This window comes from Streptomyces sp. NPDC127084 (assembly GCF_042724175.1).
Lineage (GTDB): Bacteria > Actinomycetota > Actinomycetes > Streptomycetales > Streptomycetaceae > Streptomyces.
The window spans coordinates 1-20,237 of the sequence record NZ_JBHXFA010000027.1; the positions used below are offsets into that span (position 1 = coordinate 1).

A 20,237-nucleotide genomic window follows, 5' to 3' on the forward strand; every position below is an offset into this window, starting at 1 on the left:
GTTTGCGCCCTCGCGCGGGCTGGATCATGTGGTGGTGCAGGGTGCTGCGGTGGAGGGTCAGTCCTTGAACGTCTCGCTCTTGACGTCCACGAACTCGCCGTTCTTGACGACGTAGACGGTGAGCTGCTTGTTCGTGGTGTCGCCGAACTCGTCGAAGGCGACCGCGCCGGTCACACCCTCGAAGGAGACCTTGCCCATCGCCTCGGTGACCTTGGCGCGGGCGTCCTCCGGGACCTTGTTGCCGTTCGCCGCGACGACCGCCTTGACCGCCTGGATGATGGACCAGGCAGCGTCGTAGGAGTAGCCGCCGTAGGCCGCGTACGGGTCCTTGTAGCCCTCGGCCTTGTAGTCCGCGATGAACTTCTTGGCGGTCTCCAGCTTCTCCACCGGGTATCCGATGGAGGTGGCGAGGTCACCCTCGTTGGCCACACCGGAGGCCTTGATGAACTGCGGGTCCAGGAGACCGTCGCCACCCATCACGGGGACCTTGGCGCCGGCCTTCTTGATCTGGTCGGCGAGCAGACCGCCCTCGGGGTACTGGCCGCCGAAGTAGACCGAGTCCGCGCCGGAGGACTTGACCTTGTCAGCGGTGCTGGAGAAGTCGGTCTCCTTCACCGTGATGTGGTCGCTCTCGACGACCTTGCCGCCGAGACGCTCGAACTCCGCGGAGAAGATCGCGGCCAGACCGGCGCCGTAGGTCTGCTTGTCGTCGACGACGAAGACCTTCTTCTTCTTGGCGTCGTTGTACAGGTACTGGGCGGCGAACTTGCCCTGGATGGCGTCGGTGGTGGCGGTGCGGAAGTAGGTCTTGAACGGACGCTTCTTCTCGCCCTTGCCCCAGTTGTCGCCCTGGGTCAGCGCGGGACCGGTGTTGGCGGGGGAGACCTGGGTGAGGTTCGCCGAGTTGAACACGCCCTGCATGGACTGGGCCACGCCGGAGTTCAGCGGGCCGACGACGCCGAGGACTTCCTTCATGCCGACCAGCTTGGTGGCGTTGGCCTGGCCGGACGACGGCTGGGCCTGGTCGTCGAGCGACTCGATCTTGAACTCGACACCGGGGACCTCGTTGTTCTTGTTGGCGGTCTTGACCGCCAGGTCCACGGAGTTCTTGATGCCCATGCCCAGGGCGGAGAGCGAGCCGGTCAGCGGGGCGTCGACGCCGATGACCACGGTGGTCTTGTCGCCGCTGTCCTTGGAGCCGCCGTTGGCGTCGTCGCGCGAACCGCAGGCGGTGAGGCTGAGTGCTCCCGTGGTGACCACGGCGGTGAGAATGAGCAAGGAACGGTGTCGCACGCTGTGTCCTTTCCTGGCGGCCTCCTCATGGTTGAGGTGCCGTTTCCGTTGCCGGGCGTGCTGAAGGGTGTGGCGATGCCATTCCCGTGGAAGCTCCCGGCGGCGCGGTGACTGGGCGTGACTCTAAGCGCAGCCGGCGGACTCTGGGAGCGGGGTAGGTCAGGATGTGACTGTCTTGTTATGCCACGAGGGAGAGGGCGTGGGCACTGTGTAGGCAGATAGGGCGTTTCCGGCCGTCGGCCGGTTTCTCACATAGTGAGAACTCCCAGTTCTGCTAAGGGGCATCGGTATATCTTGGTACTGACGGGATGGGGCCGTCTCCGCTGCCCGCCGAGGTGTCCAGCGGCCGTCCCGCGCCGCGCGCCGCCCGGTTCCCCAGGCCGGCGATCGCTACTCAGCGTTAACTTCGGGAAAAGTTGTTCGGCGGCCCCGCGAGCACCTGTGGCCTTCCCCCGAGGTTCCGCCTCAGCTCTTCGGTAGATCGTTCCCGCCTGGAGACCGGCGGAGGAGCCGGCCGCCTCCCGGACCCCTCACTGGGTAAGGCGCCAGTTCTCGGAGCTGCCGGTGGCTCCGTTCCGCGCCGTGCATCGCGCGCTGACCTCGCGCCTGAGCCATGTCACGGCCGCGGTCCGGCCATTCCGCTTCTCCTCGGCGCGCGCTTCCGCCAACACTGCGTCGTGGATTACGAGTTGCTCATTGGACAGGCCCTTCTGCTCCCAGTCGAGCCCCGCCCACTTGTTTCCCTTGAGTGCCTCCTCGACCCAGTAGGTGACCAGCCCGGTGCAGATCTCCGCGGGGGTGTCCGGGGTCGGGGCGGTGGGGGAGCCGGAGGTGCCACCGGTTCCGGTGGCGGTCTGGCCCGTGGACGAGCAGGCGACCGCGGCCATGAGGGCGCCGGTCACCAGGAGCGCGCCGACGGCGGTCCGGGCCGGTGAGTGCGCCGAGAACCCCATGGCTCCACGCTACGGACTGACGCGTTCGGGGCAAGGGGACTTAGCCAAAAGGGGTGTTGGCGCCTGTGTGGTCTGGTGCGGTTGGTGGGGGAGCGGTGGAATATGTCCGCGCGTCCCGCGCAATCGTCACCAACCCAGGCCCTGGAGGCAGGCACGATGGCGAGAGCCACCCGAACAGGCAAGGCCAAGGGACACCGTTTCAGCGGTTTCGGCGGATTCGCACGCCGCGTAAGTCCCATGACTCCCGTGACTCCCACGGGTTTCGCGTTTTTCGCGAGGAGGGCCCGCAGTTGGGGCACGGCGGCTCTCGCCGCCTCCCTGCTGACGGCGTTCTCCGCGCCCGTTGCGCGCGCGGAGACCACCCCCGCGCTCGGTATCGCCGATGGCGCGACGCAGCCGGTGTTCTCCCGCGCCGACGCCGTCCACCAGCAGGTGGACATCGAGACGGAGGTGGACAGCGACGGCGACGGGCGCCGCGACACCGTACGCATGCGGATCCTGCGGCCCAGGGAGACGGACCAGGGGCTCAGGGTCGCCACGATCATCGAGGCCAGCCCCTACTGGGCGGGCGGGAACAAGGTCCAGTACCACAACGTCGACGTGGACGCTGACGGACTCCCGGTCGGCGGGCAGCCGGGACCGGGGGAGCGGGTTCCCGGCCTCGCGAGCACTTCCGGGGGCTCCGCCGCCCTCGCCGCGCGCGGATCGTCCGTCGTCTGGTCCGGCTACACCGACAACTACTTCCTGCCGCGCGGCTACGCCGTCGCCCAGGTCGACAGCCTCGGCACCGGTGGCTCCACCGGTTGCCCTGCCTCGGGCGGACGCGAAGAGACCCTAGGCGCCAAGGCCGCCGTCGACTGGCTGAACGGCCGCGCCAAGGGCTGGGACCCGGATGGCAGGCCCGTCGGCGCCGACTGGTCCACGGGGAACGCGGCGATGATGGGCATCTCGTACAACGGCACCCTGCCGACCGCCGTCGCGACCACCGGGGTCGAAGGGCTCAAGGCGATCGTGCCGATCTCCGGGATCTCCTCCTGGTATGACTACTACCGCTCGGGCGGCGGAGTCGTGGCGCCCGGCGGCTATCAGGGTGAGGACGCCGATGTGCTCGCCAAGTACGTCTACACCCGCGCCGACCGCGAGGTCTGCAAGCCTGCGATCGACCGGCTGACCGCCGAACAGGACCGGGTCAGTGGCGACTTCGGCCGCTTCTGGCAGGAGCGGGACTATCTGAAGGACGTACGCAAGATCAAGGCCGGGGTCTTCGTCGTACACGGCGGCAACGACTGGAACGTGAAGACCCAGCACTTCGGGCAGCTCTGGGAGGCCCTCGGGAAGCACCATGTGCCCCGCAAGCTCTGGGTACACCAGGCGGGTCATGTCAACCCGATGCCGCTGCGAATGGAGGAGTGGCTGAACCAACTGCACCAGTGGTTCGACCACTTCCTGTACGGACTCGGCAACGGCGTCCTCAGCGCACCCCGCGTCGATGTCGAGCAGGCGGACTTCAGCTGGAGGCAGCAGGAGGAGTGGCCCGAGCGCTCCACCCGCGACCTCACCCTGCGGCTGAACGCCGACGGACTCTCGACGCTCCCCGGAGGGCCCGTACGGCAGACCATGACCGACGCGGGCCGTACCGTCCCCGCCGAGCAACTGGCCGCCGCCCCCGACACGGCCCGTCCCGACCGGCTCGCGTACACCACCGGCCCGCTGCGGGCCGATCTGCGGCTCAACGGCACCCCGGAGCTGTCGGTACGCGCCTCGCTCACCGGCACGTCCCCGTATCTCACGGCGCTGCTGGTCGACTACGGCACCGACACCCGTGCCGTCGCGGCCACCGTCCCGGACACCTCACGGCAGGTCTGCTACGGCGAAGGCATCCCCGGCGACACCGGCTGCGCATACCGGACCGTCCACCGCACCGAGACCGCTGACTTCAAGATTGTCTCGCGTGGTTGGCTCGACGTCCGCAACCGCTACTCCCGGACCCACCAGAGCAAGGTCGTCGAAGGGCGTGAGTACCGGCTTCAGTGGGCCATGCAGCCGCAGGACTACGTCTTCAAGAAGGGGCATCGGCTGGGAGTGGTGCTGATCTCGACCGACCACCACTACACCCTGCGCTACCCGGCCGGGACGCAACTGTCCGTCCGGGCCGGACTCAGCGGCATCAGCCTCCCAGTGGCCCGCTGACCAGCCCGGTGTCCGGGCGGGCGGGTACGACTCCACTGCCCGCCCGCCTCCCCGGCGCACCGGCCCGGCATCGGTGCCGATCCCGGCGGCCGAGCCGGGCGGCACCGCCGCTGTACGGATCCCGCACCACACCCCTGGTGCGCGGCCGCCCGGGCGGATACCGGCTCGTGTGCCTCGCCGTCGGGCGCGCGCGGCGAACACCGGTCCTCGCTTGTGCGTGCCAGGGCGCGGGACGCGGCCGGGCGGATCAGGCGCCGGCTCCCCGGACGTTCTCCGCGTCCTGGGGGCGGACGTCGCGGAGCAGGCAGGTCAGCCGCGCCGTGCAGACCCGCTTGTCCTGCTCGTCGGTGATCACGATCTCGTAGGTGGCGGTGGAGCGGCCCCGGTGCACCGGGGTGGCCACCCCGGTGACCATCCCGGAGCGCACCCCCCGGTGGTGGGTGCAGTTCAGGTCCACACCGACGGCGATCTTGGAGATGCCGCCGTGCAGCATGGTGCCCACCGAACCGAGGGTCTCGGCCAGCACGGCGGAAGCGCCGCCGTGCAGCAGCCCGTACGGCTGGGTGTTGCCCTCCACCGGCATGGTGCCCACCACGCGCTCCGCCGAGGCCTCGACGATCCGGACGCCCATGCGGTTGCCGAGATGCCCCGCCGAGAAGAGGGCGGGCAGGTCGACGCCGAGCGCCGCGTACTCGTCGATGACTTCCTGCGGGAACTTCACGGTGGTCTGCTCGCCCATGGGCCCGGCTCCGTTCGTCTGCGTACGGCGTCGGTGTCGTCCGACGTCCGTCACTTCGTCCACTCACACGTCTGCCTTCGGCTGTCCCCAGCCGCCTGAGCAAACGCTTAGGTGGTCGGTGATTGTTCCAGACGGACCACCACGGACTTGCTCGCGGGGGTGTTACTGGTGTCGGCGGTGGAGTCCAGCGGCACCAGGACGTTGGTCTCCGGGTAGTACGCGGCGGCGCAGCCCCGCGCGGTGGGGTAGTGCACCACCCGGAATCCGGGCGCCCTGCGCTCGACGCCGTCCTTCCACTCGCTCACCAGATCGGCATACGCACCGTCCTCGAAGCCCAGCGCGCGGGCGTCGTCCGGATGCACGAGCACGACGCGGCGACCGCCCTTGATGCCGCGGTAGCGGTCGTCGAGACCGTAGATCGTGGTGTTGTACTGATCGTGCGAGCGCAGGGTCTGGAGCAGCAGCCGGCCTTCGGGGAGCCTGGGGTACTCGACGGGCACCGCAGTGAAATTGGCCTTGCCCGTGGTGGTGGGGAAGCGGCGCTCGTCCCTTGGCAGGTGCGGCAGTGTGAAACCGCCCGGCCGGGCGATCCGCCGGTTGAAGTCCTCGAAACCCGGGACCACCCGGGCGATCCGGTCGCGGATTGCCGCGTAGTCCTGCTCGAAGCCCTCCCACGGGGTCCGCGATCCCCGACCGAGCACGGCCCGCGCCAGCCGCGCCACGATCGCCGGCTCCGACAGCAGGTGCTCGCTCGCCGGCGGCAGATTGCCCCGGGAGGCGTGCACCATGCCCATGGAGTCCTCGACGGTGACGAACTGCTTCCCGCTCCGCTGCACGTCCTTGTCGGTGCGGCCGAGGGTCGGCAGGATCAGCGCCCGCCTACCGGTGACCACATGCGAGCGGTTGAGCTTCGTCGACACGTGCACCGTCAGCCGGGCGCGCCGCATCGCGGCCTCCGTGACCTCCGTGTCCGGAGTGGCTCCGACGAAGTTGCCGCCCATCGCGAAGAACACCTTCGCCTCTCCGTCGCGCAGGGCCCGGATGGAACGCACCACGTCCATACCGTGGTGGCGCGGCGGTGCGAAGCCGAACTCCTTCTCCAAGGCGTCGAGGAACGCGTTCGACGGCCGCTCGAAGATCCCCATCGTGCGATCGCCCTGCACATTGGAGTGCCCGCGCACCGGGCAGACCCCCGCGCCCGGCCTGCCGACGTTCCCGCGCAGCAGCAGGAAGTTGACCACCTCGCGGATGGTGGCCACGGAGTGCTTGTGCTGGGTCAGCCCCATCGCCCAGCAGACGATCGTCCGCTCGGACTCCAGCACCATGCGCAGCGCTTGCTCGATCCCGGAGCGCTCCAGACCGGTCGCGGCGAGCGTCTCGTCCCAGTCCGCGGCCCGGGCCGCGGCGGCGAACTCCTCGAAACCGTGCGTGTGCTCCCGTACGAAATCCTCGTCGACCGCGCCGTCGGTCTCCAGGATCAGCCGGTTGAGGAGACGGAAGAGCGCCTGGTCCCCGCCGATCCGTATCTGGAGGAACAGATCGTTCAGCGCGGCGCCCTTCAGCAGACCCTTCGCGGTCTGCGGGTTCTTGAACCGCTCCATACCGGCTTCCGGCAGCGGGTTCACCGAGATGATCCGCGCTCCGGACTCCTTGGCCTTCTCCAGCGCGGACAGCATCCGCGGATGGTTCGTGCCAGGGTTCTGGCCCGCGACGATGATCAGATCGGCCTGGTGCAGATCCTCCAGCGAGACGCTTCCCTTACCCACGCCCAGGGTCTCGGTCAGCGCCGAGCCCGACGACTCATGGCACATGTTGGAGCAGTCGGGCAGATTGTTCGTGCCGAACTCGCGGGCGAACAGCTGGAGCAGGAAAGCCGCCTCGTTGCTGGTGCGGCCCGAGGTGTAGAACAGCGCCTCGTCCGGGGACGCGAGGGCCGTCAGCTCCTCGGCGATGATCGCGAACGCCCGCTCCCAGGTCACCGGCTCGTAGTGGTCGGCTCCCTCGGGCAGATACACGGGCTCGGTGATACGGCCCTGCTGACCCAGCCAGTACCCGCTGCGCCGCTCCAGCACGGACACCGGATGCGCGGTGAAGAATCCGGGCGTCACCCGGCGCAGCGTCGCCTCCTCGGCGACCGCCTTCGCGCCGTTCTCGCAGAACTCCGCCACATGCCGCTTGTCGGCTTCGGGCCAGGCGCAGCCGGGGCAGTCGAAGCCGTCCTTCTGGTTCACCTTGAGCAGGGTCCTGGCCGTGCGTGCCATCCCCATCTGCCGCTGCGCCATCCTCAGCGTGTGCCCCACGGCGGGCAGCCCGGCAGCGGCATGCTGGGGCGCTGCCACTTCGGGCGCGTCCTGAACCGGGTCGCCGGAGGGCGGCTTGCTGGCCATCGTGCTCCTCCTCGAGCGCGGAATGAGTCTACTTCGCTATAGATCCTGTCACGCGACGGCGGCTGTGACCCGGTCGGCTTCGGTCGGCCGCAGGCGCGGCCCCGGCCGGTCCCGGCTGGTCTCGGGACGGGCCTGGGCCGGTCTTCGCCGGCACGGCCCGGCCCCGTGGCCCCGCCGACCGTCGCGGGAAGCGTTGTCAGTGCTCCGTGGGAGGATCGTGTTCGTGGCAGAGACAGCATCGAAGAAGACCCCAGACGAAACCCGCCCGCGCCTGCTCCTCATGGACGGGCACTCCCTGGCGTACCGGGCGTTCTTCGCGCTGCCCGCGGAGAACTTCACCACGGCGAGCGGCCAGACGACCAACGCCATCTACGGCTTCGCGTCCATGCTGGCGAACACCCTGCGCGACGAGGCGCCTACGCATTTCGCCGTCGCCTTCGACGTGTCCCGGAAGACCTGGCGCTCCGAGGACTTCCCCGAGTACAAGGCGAACCGCTCCAAGACCCCGGACGAGTTCAAGGGGCAGGTCGAGCTGATCGGCGAACTGCTCGACACCATGAACGCGGTGCGCTTCGCGGTGGACGGCTTCGAAGCCGACGACATCATCGCGACCCTCGCCACCCAGGCGGAGGCCGCGGGCTTCGAGGTGCTGATCGTCACCGGTGACCGGGACTCGTTCCAGTTGGTCACCGACCATGTCACGGTGCTCTACCCGACCAAGGGCGTCTCCGAGCTCACCCGCTTCACCCCGGAGAAGGTCGAGGAGAAGTACGGGCTCTCGCCGCGCCAGTACCCGGACTTCGCCGCTCTGCGCGGCGACCCGTCGGACAACCTGCCGGGCATCCCCGGCGTCGGTGAAAAGACCGCCACGAAGTGGATCAACCAGTTCGGTTCGTTCGCGGAGCTGGTGGAGCGCGCCGACGAGGTCAGGGGCAAGGTGGGCCAGGCACTCCGCGACCATCTGGAAGCCGTCAAGCTCAACCGCCGACTGACCGAGATGGTCCGCGACGTCGAGCTGCCCAGGACCGTCGCCGACCTGGAGCGCGCTCCGTACGACAGGACGGCGCTGAAGGGATTCCTGGAGGTCCTGGAGATCCGCAACCCCAGCCTGCGGGAGCGGCTGCTCGCGGTCGACCCGGGCGCCGAGGAGGAAGAGGCCCCCGCCCCGGCCGCCGGGGTGGAGCTCGACGGCAGCGTGCTGGGCACCGGTGAGCTGGCCCCATGGCTGGAGACCCACGGCGGGCAGCCGCTCGGGGTGGCCACGGTCGCGAGCTGGGCCCTGGGGGTCGGCAGCGTCAGCGAGATCGCCCTGGCCGCCGCGACCGGCAGTGCCGCCTGGTTCGACACCACCAAGCTGGACGAGGCCGACGAGCGCGCCTTCGCCGCCTGGATCGCCGACCCGGCCCGCCCGAAGGTGATGCACAGCGCCAAGGAGGCGCTGCGGGTCTTCCCCGAGCACGGCTGGGACCTCCAGGGCGTGACGATGGACACCGCGCTCGCCGCCTATCTCGTCAAGCCGGGCCGCCGCTCCTTCGCGCTGGACACCCTGTCCGTGGAGTATTTGCACCGCGAGCTCGCCCCGGCCGCCGCGGACGGCCAGCTCGCCTTCGGCACCGACGAGCAGGCCGAGGCGGACGCCCTGATGGCGCAGGCCCGGGCCGTCCTCGACCTCGGCGAGGCATTCGGCGAGAAGCTGGCCGAGGTGGGCGCGGCGGACCTGCTCCACGATGTGGAGCTGCCGACGTCCCTGCTGCTGGCCCGGATGGAGCGGCATGGCATCGCCGCCGACCGGGCCCACCTGGAGGCGATGGAGCAGCAGTTCGCAGGAGCCGTGCAGCAGGCCGTCAAGGAGGCCCACGCGGCGGTCGGCCATGAGTTCAACCTCGGCTCCCCCAAGCAGCTCCAGGAAGTGCTGTTCGGTGAGCTGAACCTGCCCAAGACGAAGAAGACCAAGACCGGCTACACCACGGACGCGGACGCGCTGGCCTGGCTGGCCTCCCAGACCGAGCACGAGCTGCCGGTGATCATGCTGCGCCACCGTGAGCAGGCGCGGCTGCGTTCGACCGTCGAGGGCCTGATCAAGACCATCGCCGCGGACGACCGGATCCACACCACCTTCAGCCAGACCGTGGCTGCCACCGGACGGCTCTCGTCAACCGACCCCAACCTCCAGAACGTGCCGGTGCGCACCGACGAGGGCCGGGCGATCCGGCGCGGATTCGTGGTCGGTGAGGGCTTCGAGGCCCTGATGACCGCCGACTACAGCCAGATCGAGCTGCGCGTGATGGCCCATCTGTCGGAGGACGAGGACCTGATCGAGGCGTTCACCTCGGGCGAGGACCTGCACACCACGGTCGCCTCCCAGGTGTTCGGGGTCGAGCGGTCGGCTGTCGACGCCGAGATGCGCCGCAAGATCAAGGCGATGTCCTACGGACTGGCGTACGGTCTCTCGGCGTTCGGCCTGTCCCAGCAGCTGAACATCGAGGCGGCCGAAGCGCGGGTGCTGATGGACACGTACTTCGAGCGCTTCGGCGGGGTCCGCGACTATCTGCGCCGGGTCGTGGACGAGGCCCGGGCCACCGGCTACACGGCCACGATGCTGGGCCGCCGCCGCTATCTGCCCGACCTCAACAGCGACAACCGCCAGCGCCGCGAAGCCGCCGAGCGGATGGCGCTGAACGCGCCGATCCAGGGCACAGCGGCGGACATCGTCAAGCTGGCCATGGTGCGCGTCGACACGGCCCTGCGAGCGGCGGGCCTCGACTCGCGCATGCTGCTCCAGGTCCACGATGAAATCGTCCTGGAACTCGCCCCTGGCGAGCGTGAGCGGGTCGAGGAGATCGTGCGCCACGAGATGTCGACCGCGGTCGAACTGAGGGCACCGCTGGACGTCTCGGTGGGCGTCGGCCCGGACTGGGAGTCGGCGGCGCACTGAGGCCCACGAGGCCGGGCGGGCTGGTGGCCTGCCCGGCCCGGGTCCTCCCCGCTCTCGACGTGCCGCTCAGCTCACGCTCGCGCCGTCCGCGGGAACGTTCTCGCGGGGGTCGGCCGCGGCTGTCCGGCGTGGGCGGAGCCGTACCGCCAGGGCGTAGAGCACGACCCCCGCCACCAGCCCCGTGCCCGCCCCGAAGCAGGCGGTCGGGATGATGTCCATAGGTGTGTCGATCCGGCCCCAGTACCAGTAGAAGCGCAGACAGCGGTGCGCCATCCCGGCCAGCACGCACACCGCGATCAGCACCCCGGCGGTCAACCGTTCCCCGCCGCTGAGCAGCGGCAGCCCCGCCGGCACCGGAAGCTGTCCGGGCACCCCGCGCAGCGCCGAGACGGTGAACCAGGCGACGACGACCAGCGCCACCGCCGAACTGCCGTACTGCGTGTACGTATAGAGGGGGAATCCGGCGACCGGCTCGCTCAGTGCCGGTACCGCCCGCACCCCCCAGCGGTCGAAGTGGGTGAAGGAGTCCCACACCACATGGGTGGCCGCGCCGAGCACGGCCGAGACATAGAAGAGGGACATCCTCGCTGCGGGCGACCGCCGCGCCCGGGCGGGCCCGCACAGCAGCGCATTCACCTGTCCCTGCCGGCCGCGCGGCAGCAACGCCACCAGGGGATCGCGGACCAGCAGCCACAGCCCCACCAGCGCCGCGGTGATCACCACATCGACCGTCAGCACGCCCTTGACGCTGTGTGTCACGTCCCCGAAGAACATCGCGTCGGGGTGCAGACTCGCCGCGAAATACGTCATGTCGGGCGCGAACGAACCCGCGATCAGCGCCGATGCGGTCAATGGGCCACGCGTCGAGCCGTCTCTCCTGATGCCCGGCAGCACCGCCGCCGCATGGCTGAGTGTGAACGGCATTGAAGTACCCCAGTCAGGCAGGTCGCGGGCCACGTGACCCGGAAGTGTCACCCGGTAAATATCACCAGTATGCGTGACCCTGATCGTCCGACCTGCGGACGGGCGCATCCCGCATGCCGAGTTCTTCCTCATCTCCGCCTGATCTCTTCAGGTTTCCTCACCCCGGATGACCGAGGGGTGAACAACCCGCGAGAGCGGCCGGGTATCCGGTGTCTGGGGGTTCCGCATTGCCGTAGGGTCTTGGCGTGGCGCGCGGGGAGCGCGGAAGTCCGCCGAGGGGGAGGAAACACACGTATGGCAGCGCAATTCGGCCGTCGGCTGCGCAGGGGAGCGACCAGCACGGCCGTGGCGGCGGCCGCGGTCGCCGCACTCTCCGCGTCGCAGGCGCCGGGTGTCACGTCGGCCGCGGCGGGCACTGACGGCAACTCGGCGGGGACCAACGACACCCCGCCCGCGAGCACGGCCACGGGCGACTCCCCTTACTACACGGACCTGCCACCGCTCAACACCCCGAACAAGCCAGGCGTGACTCCGCAGACCCCGGTGGTGACCGGCCCGGCCGAAGCCGGTATTCCGGCCACCGTGCTCGACGCCTACAAGCGGGCCGAAGCCTCCCTGAAGTCCGCCGACCCTGCCTGCCGTCTGCCCTGGCAGTTGCTCGCCGCGATCGGCAAGGTGGAGTCCGGACACGCGAGCGGCGGCCGGGTGGGCGCCGACGGCACGACGACCTCGCCGATACTCGGTCCGGTGCTCAACGGGGTGGGCTTCGCCAACATCTCCGACACCGACGACGGCGCGTACGACGGTGACCGCACCCACGACCGGGCGGTCGGACCGATGCAGTTCATCCCGTCCACCTGGGCCGGCTGGGGCCAGGACGGCAACGGGGACGGCGCCAAGGACCCGAACAACATCTACGACGCCGCACTCGCCGCGGGGAAGTACCTGTGCGCCGACGGCCGGGACCTGTCGCAGTCGGCCGGTCTGGAACGGGCGATCCTCAGTTACAACCACTCGCGGGAGTACCTGCGCACGGTTCTCTCCTGGTTCGACTTCTACAACCGCGGCACCCACGAGGTCCCGGACGGCACGGGCGTGCTGCCGGTCGACCGCAGCGACGACACCGATGTCACTCCGGGCCCCGCCCGGCCCGCCCCCGTGGCCCCGGCGCCCGCGAAGCCCGCGCCCGTCAAGCCCGCCGCCCCCAAGCCGCCGGCCGCGCCCGCCACCCCGGCCGAGCCCACCACCCCGACCGCACCCAGCACCCCGTCGAAGCCCGAACCCGGCGACGACACGACTGCTCCGACGCCCACCGAGACCGTCGCCCGTATCGAGGACGCGGTCAGCGGTACGCTCGCGGCCACGGCGGGCGAGGAGTTCGGCGAGCGCGTCAAGGCGCGTGCGAAGAACCGTGCCGGAGCCGCGGTCGGCAAGGCCGAGATCGCCTTCGAGATCGTCGGTGACACCGACGCCCGCTTCACCAAGGGACGTACGAAGGTCCTGGTCGCCACCGGGGACGACGGCATCGCCATCGCGCCCGCCCTGACCGCCGGCGAGAAGACCGGGGAATTCACCGTCCGCGCTACCGTCAACGGCCGCGATCTGCCTGGCGTCGACTACCTCGCGTCCGTCACCGGTCGTCGGGCCGACGCGCTCGAGCGCACCGGTGACAAGGCGCTGACGGCCGCGGCCGGAGCGGAGTTCGCCGAGGAGATCGAGGTCAAGGCCACGCTGAAGGGAGCGGCCGCTGACCGTGTGGCCGTGACCGCCACCATGATCACTGACGCTGACGACCCCACCGAGAACACCGACGGCCCTTACTTCAAGGACGCCGACGGCAAGCCCGTTCGCGGCCTCACCGAGCTGAAGACCGACGAGAACGGCCTGCTCGTCCTTCCGAAGATCTACGCGGACGACGCCGAGGGCACGTTCCTGCTGCGCCTCACGACCGAGGGCGGGGGGTCGCTCACCCTCGAACTGAAGGTCACGTCCGCGCCGGTTGTCGGCGCGGAACCGGTTGACGGCACCGAGCCGGTTGTCGGCGCCACCGAACCGGCCGTGGCAGCCGAACGCCGGGACTGACCCCCCGCTCGGTACAGCCGCACCCGCCCACCGCCCCTTCACCGCACCCCGGCGAAGGGGCGGTGCCGTTGTCGTGCGGTGCGAGCTGTTCTCTTCTCACGGCCGCGTTGCTACGGTGCCCGGACTTCGGCGTTTCTGACGCAACATCAGATCAGACCGGGAGGACGGCCATGCGCGCCCTCGTCGCCGCCGCCATCGGCCTGGCCGCGGTGCTGCTCGTCATGCTGCTCATCGCGGTCCTCGACGTACCGCCGGGGGAGACGTCCCCCAGGCCGCTCCTGACCACCGTCCCCGGCCCCAAGCAGTAGACGGAAGGAGCCGCCGCCATGCGCCGCCGCGCCAGCCTGGTCCTGCTCGCCCTCGCCGTGTTCTTCGGTGCCCTGGCGCCCGTGCTGCGCTGGTACGCCTTCCCGAGACTGGTGAAGATCCCGCCCTCGCAGTACCAGGAGATGGTGCTGGAGGCGAAGCCCGCGACGCTGCTGAGATACGACACCATGGAGGCCGAGCAGGTCGACAAGGTCACCATCGTGCAGACCCTCAAGGGCAACGTCGAGGAGTCCGAGAAGATCGAGCGGGACGCCGGACGCGATGTCGTCGTCTGGGACGCCCTGTCCTATGTCCAGGGCCCCGACGGTTCGATGGTCTCCCAGATCCCCGAGCGCTATATCTTCGACGCCCACACCCAGGCTCCTGTGCACGCCACCGGGGAGTCGGTCGACGGCGACGCGGTGCGCCGCGAGGGCATCGAGTTCAAATGGCCCTTCCTCACCGAGAAACGGGACTACGAGTACTTCGACGCCCAGACCCGCACCTCGGCGCCCATCCACTACAAGGGCACCCGCGACTTCCGCGGCCTGGAGGTCTACTACTTCGAGCAGACCATCCCCTGGACCAAGGTCCCGTACCCCAAGAAGATGCCGCTCCCGGGCATCGACGCCACCACGCTGGAGAAGCAGACCGGCACCACCCGCTGGTACACCACCAAGCGGATGTTCTGGATCGAGCCGCTCACCGGCGCCCCCGTCAACGGCGAGGAGATACACACCGAGGAACTGCGCGGCGGCTCCCTGCTGGGCGGCCGGGACAGGGTCACCGTGTTCTCGGGCCACGTGAAGATACGCGAGGACTACCTCGATCACACGGTGGACCTGGTCGCGTCCAACCGCACGACCATGCTGCTGCTGGTCTCGTACCTGCCGTGGGCCTTCGCCACCCTGGCGCTCCTGCTGCTCGCACTCTCCCTCTGGCTGGAGTCGCGCTCACGCCGACCGGCCGACCGGCCTCCGCCGCGGCCCGACCGCGAACCCGTCAGCGCTTGACCCCGCGGGTCGCCTCCGCCGTGGACGGGTCCTCGGGCCACGGGTGCCTCGGATACCGGCCGCGCAACTCCGCCCGCACGGCCCGGTAGCCGTCGCGCCAGAACGACGCGAGGTCGGCCGTGACGGCAGCCGGCCGCCCGGCCGGCGACAGCAGGTGCACCAGCACCGGCACCCCCGCGACGACAGGCGTCGCCGACAGCCCGAACAGCTCCTGGAGCTTCACTGCGAGCACCGGCTGCTCACCCGAGTAGTCGACCCGGACCCGCGATCCGCTCGGCACCTCGATCCGCTCGGGCGCGAGCTCATCCAGCCGTGCGGCATCCCCGCCGACCCACGGCAGCAGCCGCCGGAGCGCCTGTCCGGCATCGATACGCCCCAGATCCACGCGCCGACGGGCCCGGGACAGCTCCGGCTCCAGCCACTCACCGGCCCGGTCCAGCAACGCCCCGTCATCGGCCACCGCGGGCCACGGCGCCCCCAGGACCCGGTGCAGGAACGCGAGCCGCTGCCTGAGCGCCGCCGCCTCCCGCGACCAGTCCAGCAGCCCGAGGCCCTCCCGTCGCAGGCCCTCCAGCAGCGCGTCCCGTACGAGAGCCGCCGGGGGTTCCCGCAACGGCCGTACGAGCAGCTCGACCGCGCCCAGCCGCAGCACCTGCCGGGCCACGAGGTCGCCGTCCTCCCAGTGCACCTCCTCGCCGCCGGTGAGCAGATGTGCGGCGGCGGTACGGGCCGTCTCCTCGTCGATGGCCGCGGCCAGCCGTACCCGGGCCGACGCGGCGTGCGCGGGCCGGTCCGCGACGGCCACCGCCAGCCAGGGCGCACCGCGCAGCCCTGAACCGTCCCCGAGCTCCGCGCCCGTCCCGGAGGCCATCAGGAACGCCCGCTCCCCGCGACCCCGCGCCACCCGCTCGGGAAAGGCGAGCGCCGTGACGAACCCGGCGACGGTGTCGTCCGCGACGTGGGCGGCACCTGCGCGGGCCTCGGCGGTGCCCGTCCCCCCGGCCGCCGCCTCGCCCAGCGAACGAGCCAGTCGCCCCGCCTCCGCCCGCCAACGCGCCCCGTACGCGTCACCGCCCCGCCGGGCCGTGCGCCACGCCGCGGCCAGATCGTCCCCGTACTCCCGGGGCGGCTCCTCGCTCAGCAGCGCCACCACCTCGGCCGCCCGCCGCGTACCCACCTCGGCGGCCCCGTCCACCAGCGCGCGGGCCAGCCGTGGATGGACCCCGAGCCGGGCCAGCCGCGCACCCCGGTCCGTGGCCCGCCCCGACGCGTCCACCGCGCCGATCGCGGCGAGCACCGCGCGGGCGGCGGCCATCGCCCCCTCCGGTGGGGCATCCAGCAGCGCGAGCCCGGAAGCCGAAGGGTCACCCCAGCATGCCGTCTGGAGGGCGAACGAGGTCAGATCCGCGAGCTGGATCTCAGGCGCGGGGAACCGGGACAGCCGGACGTCCTCCGCCTCTGACCAGCAGCGGTAGACGGTGCCGGGCGCCTCACGCCCCGCCCGCCCCGCACGCTGACGCGCCGCCGCCTGCGAGGCCCGCACGGTGGTCAGGGAACCGATGCCCCGGGCGTGGTCCATCCGGGGCTCGCGCGCGAGCCCCGAGTCCACCACCACCCGCACCCCCGGCACGGTCAGCGAGGACTCGGCCACCGCCGTGGCCAGCACCACCCGGCGGCCCCGCCCCGCTGAGGGCGACAGCACCGCGTCCTGCACCGCCGACGGAGCCCGCCCGTGCACCTGGAGCACCTCGGCGTCCGCGTCCGACAGCAGCCCGGCGACCCGCGCGAGCTCCCCCGCACCGGGGAGGAAGCAGAGCACGTCACCGGTGTGGCGGGACAGCGCCCCGCGTACCACCGACGCCGCATGCGCCAGCAGCGCCGGATCCACCCGCATCCCGTGCGGCGGGCGCACCGGCCCGGCCGGGGGAGCCCAGACCACCTCCACCGGATGGGCGGACCCCTCGGCCTCCACCACCGGCGCGTCGCCGAGCAGCCGCGCCCAGCCGGCGGCGTCCGTGGTCGCGGAGGCCGCCACCAGACGCAGCTCGGGGCGCAGGGCCGCGCGTACGTCGAGCAGGAAGGCCGCCGCGGTGTCCGCGTCCAGATGCCGCTCATGGCACTCGTCCAGGATCACCGTGCCGACCCCGGACAGCTCCTGGTCCCGCTGGAGCCGCTGGAGCAGCACACCGGTGGTGACCACCTCGACCACGGTCCCCGGCCCGACGACACGTTCGCCGCGCACCGTGAACCCGACCCGCCCGCCGACCCGCTCCCCGAGCAGCCACGCCATGCGTCGCGCCGCGGCCCGCGCCGCGATCCGGCGCGGCTCGGCGACCAGGACCCGGCCGGCCCCGCCCCCGTGCGCCGCGCCGTCCCGGAACACTCCGGCCAGGGCCAGCGGTACGAAGGTCGTCTTACCGGTCCCGGGCGGCGCGCAGAGCACCGCCGCACCGTGCGCTTCCAGCGCGCGCTCGAGCGCGCGCTGGGCGGTCCGTACGGGCAGCCTGGCCAGGGCCTCCTCGGGGCTCACGCCGTCGGCTCTCCGCGCTCGTCCGCGGGCCTTTCACCGCCGTCCCGCTCGCAGACGAAGATCGCCGTACCAGGGATCAGATGCCCGCGCAGCGGAGACCAGCCGCCCCACTCCTGACCGTTCCACTCCGGCCACTCGGGCTCCACCAGGTCCAGCAGCCGGAAGCCCCCGGCGACCAGCGCGCGCACCCAGTCGCCGACCGTGCGGTGGTGCTCCACATAGACGGCGCGGCCCTGCTCGTCCTGCTCGACATAGGGGGTGCGGTCGAAGTACGAGGCGGCCACACTCAGGCCTTCCGGGCCCGGCTCGTCCGGGAAGGCCCAGCGGACCGGATGGGTCACCGAGAAGACCCAGCGCCCGCCGGCCCGCAGCACCCGGCGCACCTCGCGGAACACCTGCACCGGGTCCGCGACGAACGGCACCGCCCCGTACGCCGAGCACACCAGCCCGAAGGAGCCGTCGGCGAAGGGCAGCGCCCCCGCGTCGGCCTCCACCAGCGGGAAGCCGGCGCCGATCCGCAGGGCGTGCTGGAGCTGCCGGTGCGAGAGGTCGAGCGCCACCGGGCGCGCCCCCCGCGCCGCCAGCCAGCGCGAGCACTGGGCCGCGCCCGCGCCGATCTCCAGCACGTCCAGGTCCTTCAGCGACTCCGCCGGGCCGAGCAACCCGGCCTCGGCCTCGTCGAGTCCCTCCGGGCCCCAGACGAACCGGTCGTCGCCCAGGAACGAGCCGTGCTCCATCTGGTACTCGTCCGCGTTGCGGTCCCACCAGCCACGGCTGGCCCGGCTGCTCTCCGCGTCGCCCGCGGTGCGCCGTACGGCCTGCGGCTCGTACTCGTGTTCGTCCTCTTGGATCATCTCGCCCGTCGTTGTACGTTGCTGGAGTCCTGAGTGGCGCGGCGATGGTCGCGGGCGGTCGCGGACGGCAGTCGTGTCGCGCGACGCGCGCGGCGCGGGCCATCGTGGCCTCGGCAAACCTTAGTTGTGCCGGGTATGGGTCGATCCACCCCCGGTGGTGGCCTTCGCGCATTGACCATGCCCTGCCGCGCCCTTATGCTAAAGGTTGCGCTGCGGGCTTGCGCGCCTCAGACCGAGCAGGCCGCGCTCGCATCTGTTGTATGTCCCCTCGGTTGTCGAGGCGCCATTCCTCTCAGGTTGGCGCTTCCTAGGCTGTCCGGCTTCTTCAGCTGCGATACGGGCTCACGGCGTAGCAGTACCTACGACTTCAATGTCCGTACCGGAGCCCTTTCCCACATGACGAGCAGCACCGAGACCACCGCCACCACCCCGCAGGTTGCGGTCAACGACATCGGTAACGAGGAAGCCTTCCTCGCCGCGATCGACGAGACGATCAAGTACTTCAACGACGGCGACATCGTCGACGGCGTCATCGTGAAGGTCGACCGGGACGAGGTCCTGCTCGACATCGGTTACAAGACCGAAGGTGTCATCCCGAGCCGCGAGCTCTCGATCAAGCACGACGTCGACCCGAACGAGGTCGTCAAGGTCGGTGACGAGATCGAGGCCCTGGTTCTCCAGAAGGAGGACAAGGAAGGCCGCCTGATCCTCTCGAAGAAGCGCGCCCAGTACGAGCGCGCCTGGGGCACCATCGAGAAGATCAAGGAAGAGGACGGCATCGTCACCGGTACCGTCATCGAGGTCGTCAAGGGTGGTCTCATCCTCGACATCGGCCTGCGCGGCTTCCTCCCGGCCTCCCTGGTCGAGATGCGCCGTGTCCGCGACCTCCAGCCGTACGTCGGCAAGGAGCTCGAGGCCAAGATCATCGAGCTGGACAAGAACCGCAACAACGTGGTCCTGTCCCGCCGTGCCTGGCTGGAGCAGACCCAGTCCGAGGTCCGCCAGACGTTCCTCACCACCCTCCAGAAGGGTCAGGTCCGCTCCGGCGTCGTCTCCTCGATCGTCAACTTCGGTGCCTTCGTGGACCTGGGTGGCGTCGACGGTCTGGTCCACGTCTCCGAGCTGTCCTGGAAGCACATCGACCACCCGTCCGAGGTTGTCGAGGTCGGCCAGGAAGTCACCGTCGAGGTTCTCGACGTCGACATGGACCGCGAGCGTGTCTCCCTGTCGCTGAAGGCGACGCAGGAGGACCCGTGGCAGCAGTTCGCCCGTACGCACCAGATCGGTCAGGTCGTCCCGGGTAAGGTCACCAAGCTGGTTCCGTTCGGTGCGTTCGTCCGCGTGGACGAGGGCATCGAGGGTCTGGTCCACATCTCCGAGCTGGCCGAGCGCCACGTGGAGATCCCGGAGCAGGTCGTCCAGGTCAACGACGAGATCTTCGTCAAGGTCATCGACATCGACCTCGAGCGTCGCCGGATCTCGCTGTCCCTGAAGCAGGCCAACGAGTCCTTCGGTGCCGACCCGGCGTCGGTCGAGTTCGACCCGACCCTGTACGGCATGGCCGCGTCCTACGACGACCAGGGCAACTACATCTACCCCGAGGGCTTCGACCCCGAGACCAACGACTGGCTCGACGGTTTCGAGAAGCAGCGCGAGGAGTGGGAGCGCCAGTACGCCGAGGCGCAGCAGCGCTTCGAGCAGCACCAGGCGCAGGTCATCAAGTCCCGCGAGGCCGACGAGGCCGCCGCTGCCGAGGGCGGCGCCGCCGCTCCGGCCGCCGCGCCTCAGGGTGGTTCCTACTCCTCGGAGTCGGACGACAACTCCGGCGCCCTGGCGTCGGACGAGGCCCTCGCCGCGCTCCGCGAGAAGCTGGCCGGCGGCCAGAGCTGACAAGGCTCGAAGCCGGACGCTAGCCGCTAGGCGATAGCACCACCGAGGCCCGCCCCCTTTCCGGGGGCGGGCCTTCGGCTGTGTGGTCGCCCCCGGTCGTGTCTGCCGCACAGCGCCGTCCGCCCGAAGGGCGGGGCACGG

13 protein-coding genes are annotated in these 20,237 nt (G+C 70.7%); 6 read left to right on the forward strand and 7 right to left on the reverse strand.

Annotated features, from left to right (window positions below):
* Positions 1-57 precede the first annotated feature (57 nt).
* Complete coding sequence (locus ACFWI9_RS09215) at positions 58-1,293, reverse strand: ABC transporter substrate-binding protein (RefSeq protein WP_387160153.1); 1,236 nt, start codon at positions 1,291-1,293, stop codon at positions 58-60.
* 530 nt (positions 1,294-1,823) lie between these two features.
* On the reverse strand, positions 1,824-2,246 hold the full coding sequence (locus ACFWI9_RS09220) for a hypothetical protein (protein ID WP_387160155.1): 423 nt from the start codon (positions 2,244-2,246) through the stop codon (positions 1,824-1,826).
* Positions 2,247-2,402: 156 nt separating this feature from the next.
* On the opposite strand from ACFWI9_RS09220, the gene ACFWI9_RS09225 reads away from it, so the two are divergent.
* Positions 2,403-4,436: a Xaa-Pro dipeptidyl-peptidase gene (locus ACFWI9_RS09225; protein ID WP_387160217.1), complete on the forward strand. Its 2,034-nt coding sequence runs from the start codon at positions 2,403-2,405 to the stop codon at positions 4,434-4,436.
* Positions 4,437-4,683: 247 nt separating this feature from the next.
* Here ACFWI9_RS09225 and ACFWI9_RS09230 read toward each other — a convergent pair whose 3' ends face one another.
* Both ACFWI9_RS09230 and ACFWI9_RS09235 read right to left on the reverse strand, forming a co-directional pair.
* Complete coding sequence (locus ACFWI9_RS09230) at positions 4,684-5,175, reverse strand: PaaI family thioesterase (RefSeq protein ID WP_387160156.1); 492 nt, start codon at positions 5,173-5,175, stop codon at positions 4,684-4,686.
* Positions 5,176-5,282: 107 nt separating this feature from the next.
* Complete coding sequence (locus ACFWI9_RS09235; protein WP_387160158.1) at positions 5,283-7,562, reverse strand: FdhF/YdeP family oxidoreductase; 2,280 nt, start codon at positions 7,560-7,562, stop codon at positions 5,283-5,285.
* A 223-nt stretch (positions 7,563-7,785) separates the two neighbouring features.
* On the opposite strand from ACFWI9_RS09235, the gene polA reads away from it, so the two are divergent.
* Positions 7,786-10,497, forward strand: a complete 2,712-nt coding sequence (polA, locus tag ACFWI9_RS09240; protein WP_387160160.1) for a DNA polymerase I — start codon at positions 7,786-7,788, stop codon at positions 10,495-10,497.
* 66 nt (positions 10,498-10,563) lie between these two features.
* Here the strand turns inward: polA and ACFWI9_RS09245 are convergent, their stop codons facing one another.
* The gene (locus ACFWI9_RS09245) at positions 10,564-11,421 is read right to left on the reverse strand and encodes a DUF4184 family protein (protein WP_387160162.1); all 858 of its coding nucleotides are present in this window, start codon (positions 11,419-11,421) and stop codon (positions 10,564-10,566) included.
* Between the two features lie 294 nt (positions 11,422-11,715).
* Here ACFWI9_RS09245 and ACFWI9_RS09250 point away from each other — a divergent pair, with 294 nt between their 5' ends.
* The 3 genes from ACFWI9_RS09250 (at position 11,716) to ACFWI9_RS09260 (ending at position 14,822) form a co-directional block, all read left to right on the forward strand.
* A complete protein-coding gene (locus ACFWI9_RS09250; RefSeq protein ID WP_387160164.1) occupies positions 11,716-13,503 on the forward strand; it encodes a lytic transglycosylase domain-containing protein in 1,788 nt (595 codons plus the stop codon).
* Positions 13,504-13,673: 170 nt separating this feature from the next.
* A complete protein-coding gene (locus tag ACFWI9_RS09255; protein WP_387160166.1) occupies positions 13,674-13,811 on the forward strand; it encodes an SPW_0924 family protein in 138 nt (45 codons plus the stop codon).
* Positions 13,812-13,829: 18 nt separating this feature from the next.
* A complete protein-coding gene (locus tag ACFWI9_RS09260) occupies positions 13,830-14,822 on the forward strand; it encodes a DUF3068 domain-containing protein (RefSeq protein ID WP_387160167.1) in 993 nt (330 codons plus the stop codon).
* Here the strand turns inward: ACFWI9_RS09260 and hrpB are convergent.
* Together hrpB and ACFWI9_RS09270 are read right to left on the reverse strand one after the other, a co-directional pair.
* Positions 14,812-17,352 (reverse strand): ATP-dependent helicase HrpB, encoded by a 2,541-nt coding sequence (hrpB, locus tag ACFWI9_RS09265; RefSeq protein ID WP_387160169.1) that lies wholly within the window; start codon positions 17,350-17,352, stop codon positions 14,812-14,814. The genes ACFWI9_RS09260 and hrpB overlap by 11 nt on opposite strands.
* A complete protein-coding gene (locus ACFWI9_RS09270; protein WP_387160171.1) occupies positions 17,349-18,206 on the reverse strand; it encodes a class I SAM-dependent methyltransferase in 858 nt (285 codons plus the stop codon). Before ACFWI9_RS09270 ends, hrpB begins: the two co-directional genes overlap by 4 nt.
* Positions 18,207-18,602: 396 nt before the next feature.
* Here ACFWI9_RS09270 and rpsA point away from each other — a divergent pair, with 396 nt between their 5' ends.
* Complete coding sequence (gene rpsA, locus ACFWI9_RS09275; protein WP_338676048.1) at positions 18,603-20,096, forward strand: 30S ribosomal protein S1; 1,494 nt, start codon at positions 18,603-18,605, stop codon at positions 20,094-20,096.
* Positions 20,097-20,237 lie beyond the last annotated feature (141 nt).

Excerpts from the sequence above, each read along its gene's own strand:
- ACFWI9_RS09260 (WP_387160167.1), top strand. The coding sequence starts at position 13,830 with ATGCGCCGCCGCGCCAGCCTGGTCCTGCTCGCCCTCGCCGTGTTCTTC.
- ACFWI9_RS09225 (WP_387160217.1), top strand. The coding sequence starts at position 2,403 with ATGGCGAGAGCCACCCGAACAGGCAAGGCCAAGGGACACCGTTTCAGC.
- ACFWI9_RS09270 (WP_387160171.1), bottom strand. The coding sequence starts at position 18,206 with ATGATCCAAGAGGACGAACACGAGTACGAGCCGCAGGCCGTACGGCGC.
- ACFWI9_RS09245 (WP_387160162.1), bottom strand. The coding sequence starts at position 11,421 with ATGCCGTTCACACTCAGCCATGCGGCGGCGGTGCTGCCGGGCATCAGG.
- ACFWI9_RS09255 (WP_387160166.1), top strand. The coding sequence starts at position 13,674 with ATGCGCGCCCTCGTCGCCGCCGCCATCGGCCTGGCCGCGGTGCTGCTC.
- rpsA (WP_338676048.1), top strand. The coding sequence starts at position 18,603 with ATGACGAGCAGCACCGAGACCACCGCCACCACCCCGCAGGTTGCGGTC.
- ACFWI9_RS09250 (WP_387160164.1), top strand. The coding sequence starts at position 11,716 with ATGGCAGCGCAATTCGGCCGTCGGCTGCGCAGGGGAGCGACCAGCACG.
- ACFWI9_RS09235 (WP_387160158.1), bottom strand. The coding sequence starts at position 7,562 with ATGGCCAGCAAGCCGCCCTCCGGCGACCCGGTTCAGGACGCGCCCGAA.
- ACFWI9_RS09230 (WP_387160156.1), bottom strand. The coding sequence starts at position 5,175 with ATGGGCGAGCAGACCACCGTGAAGTTCCCGCAGGAAGTCATCGACGAG.
- ACFWI9_RS09220 (WP_387160155.1), bottom strand. The coding sequence starts at position 2,246 with ATGGGGTTCTCGGCGCACTCACCGGCCCGGACCGCCGTCGGCGCGCTC.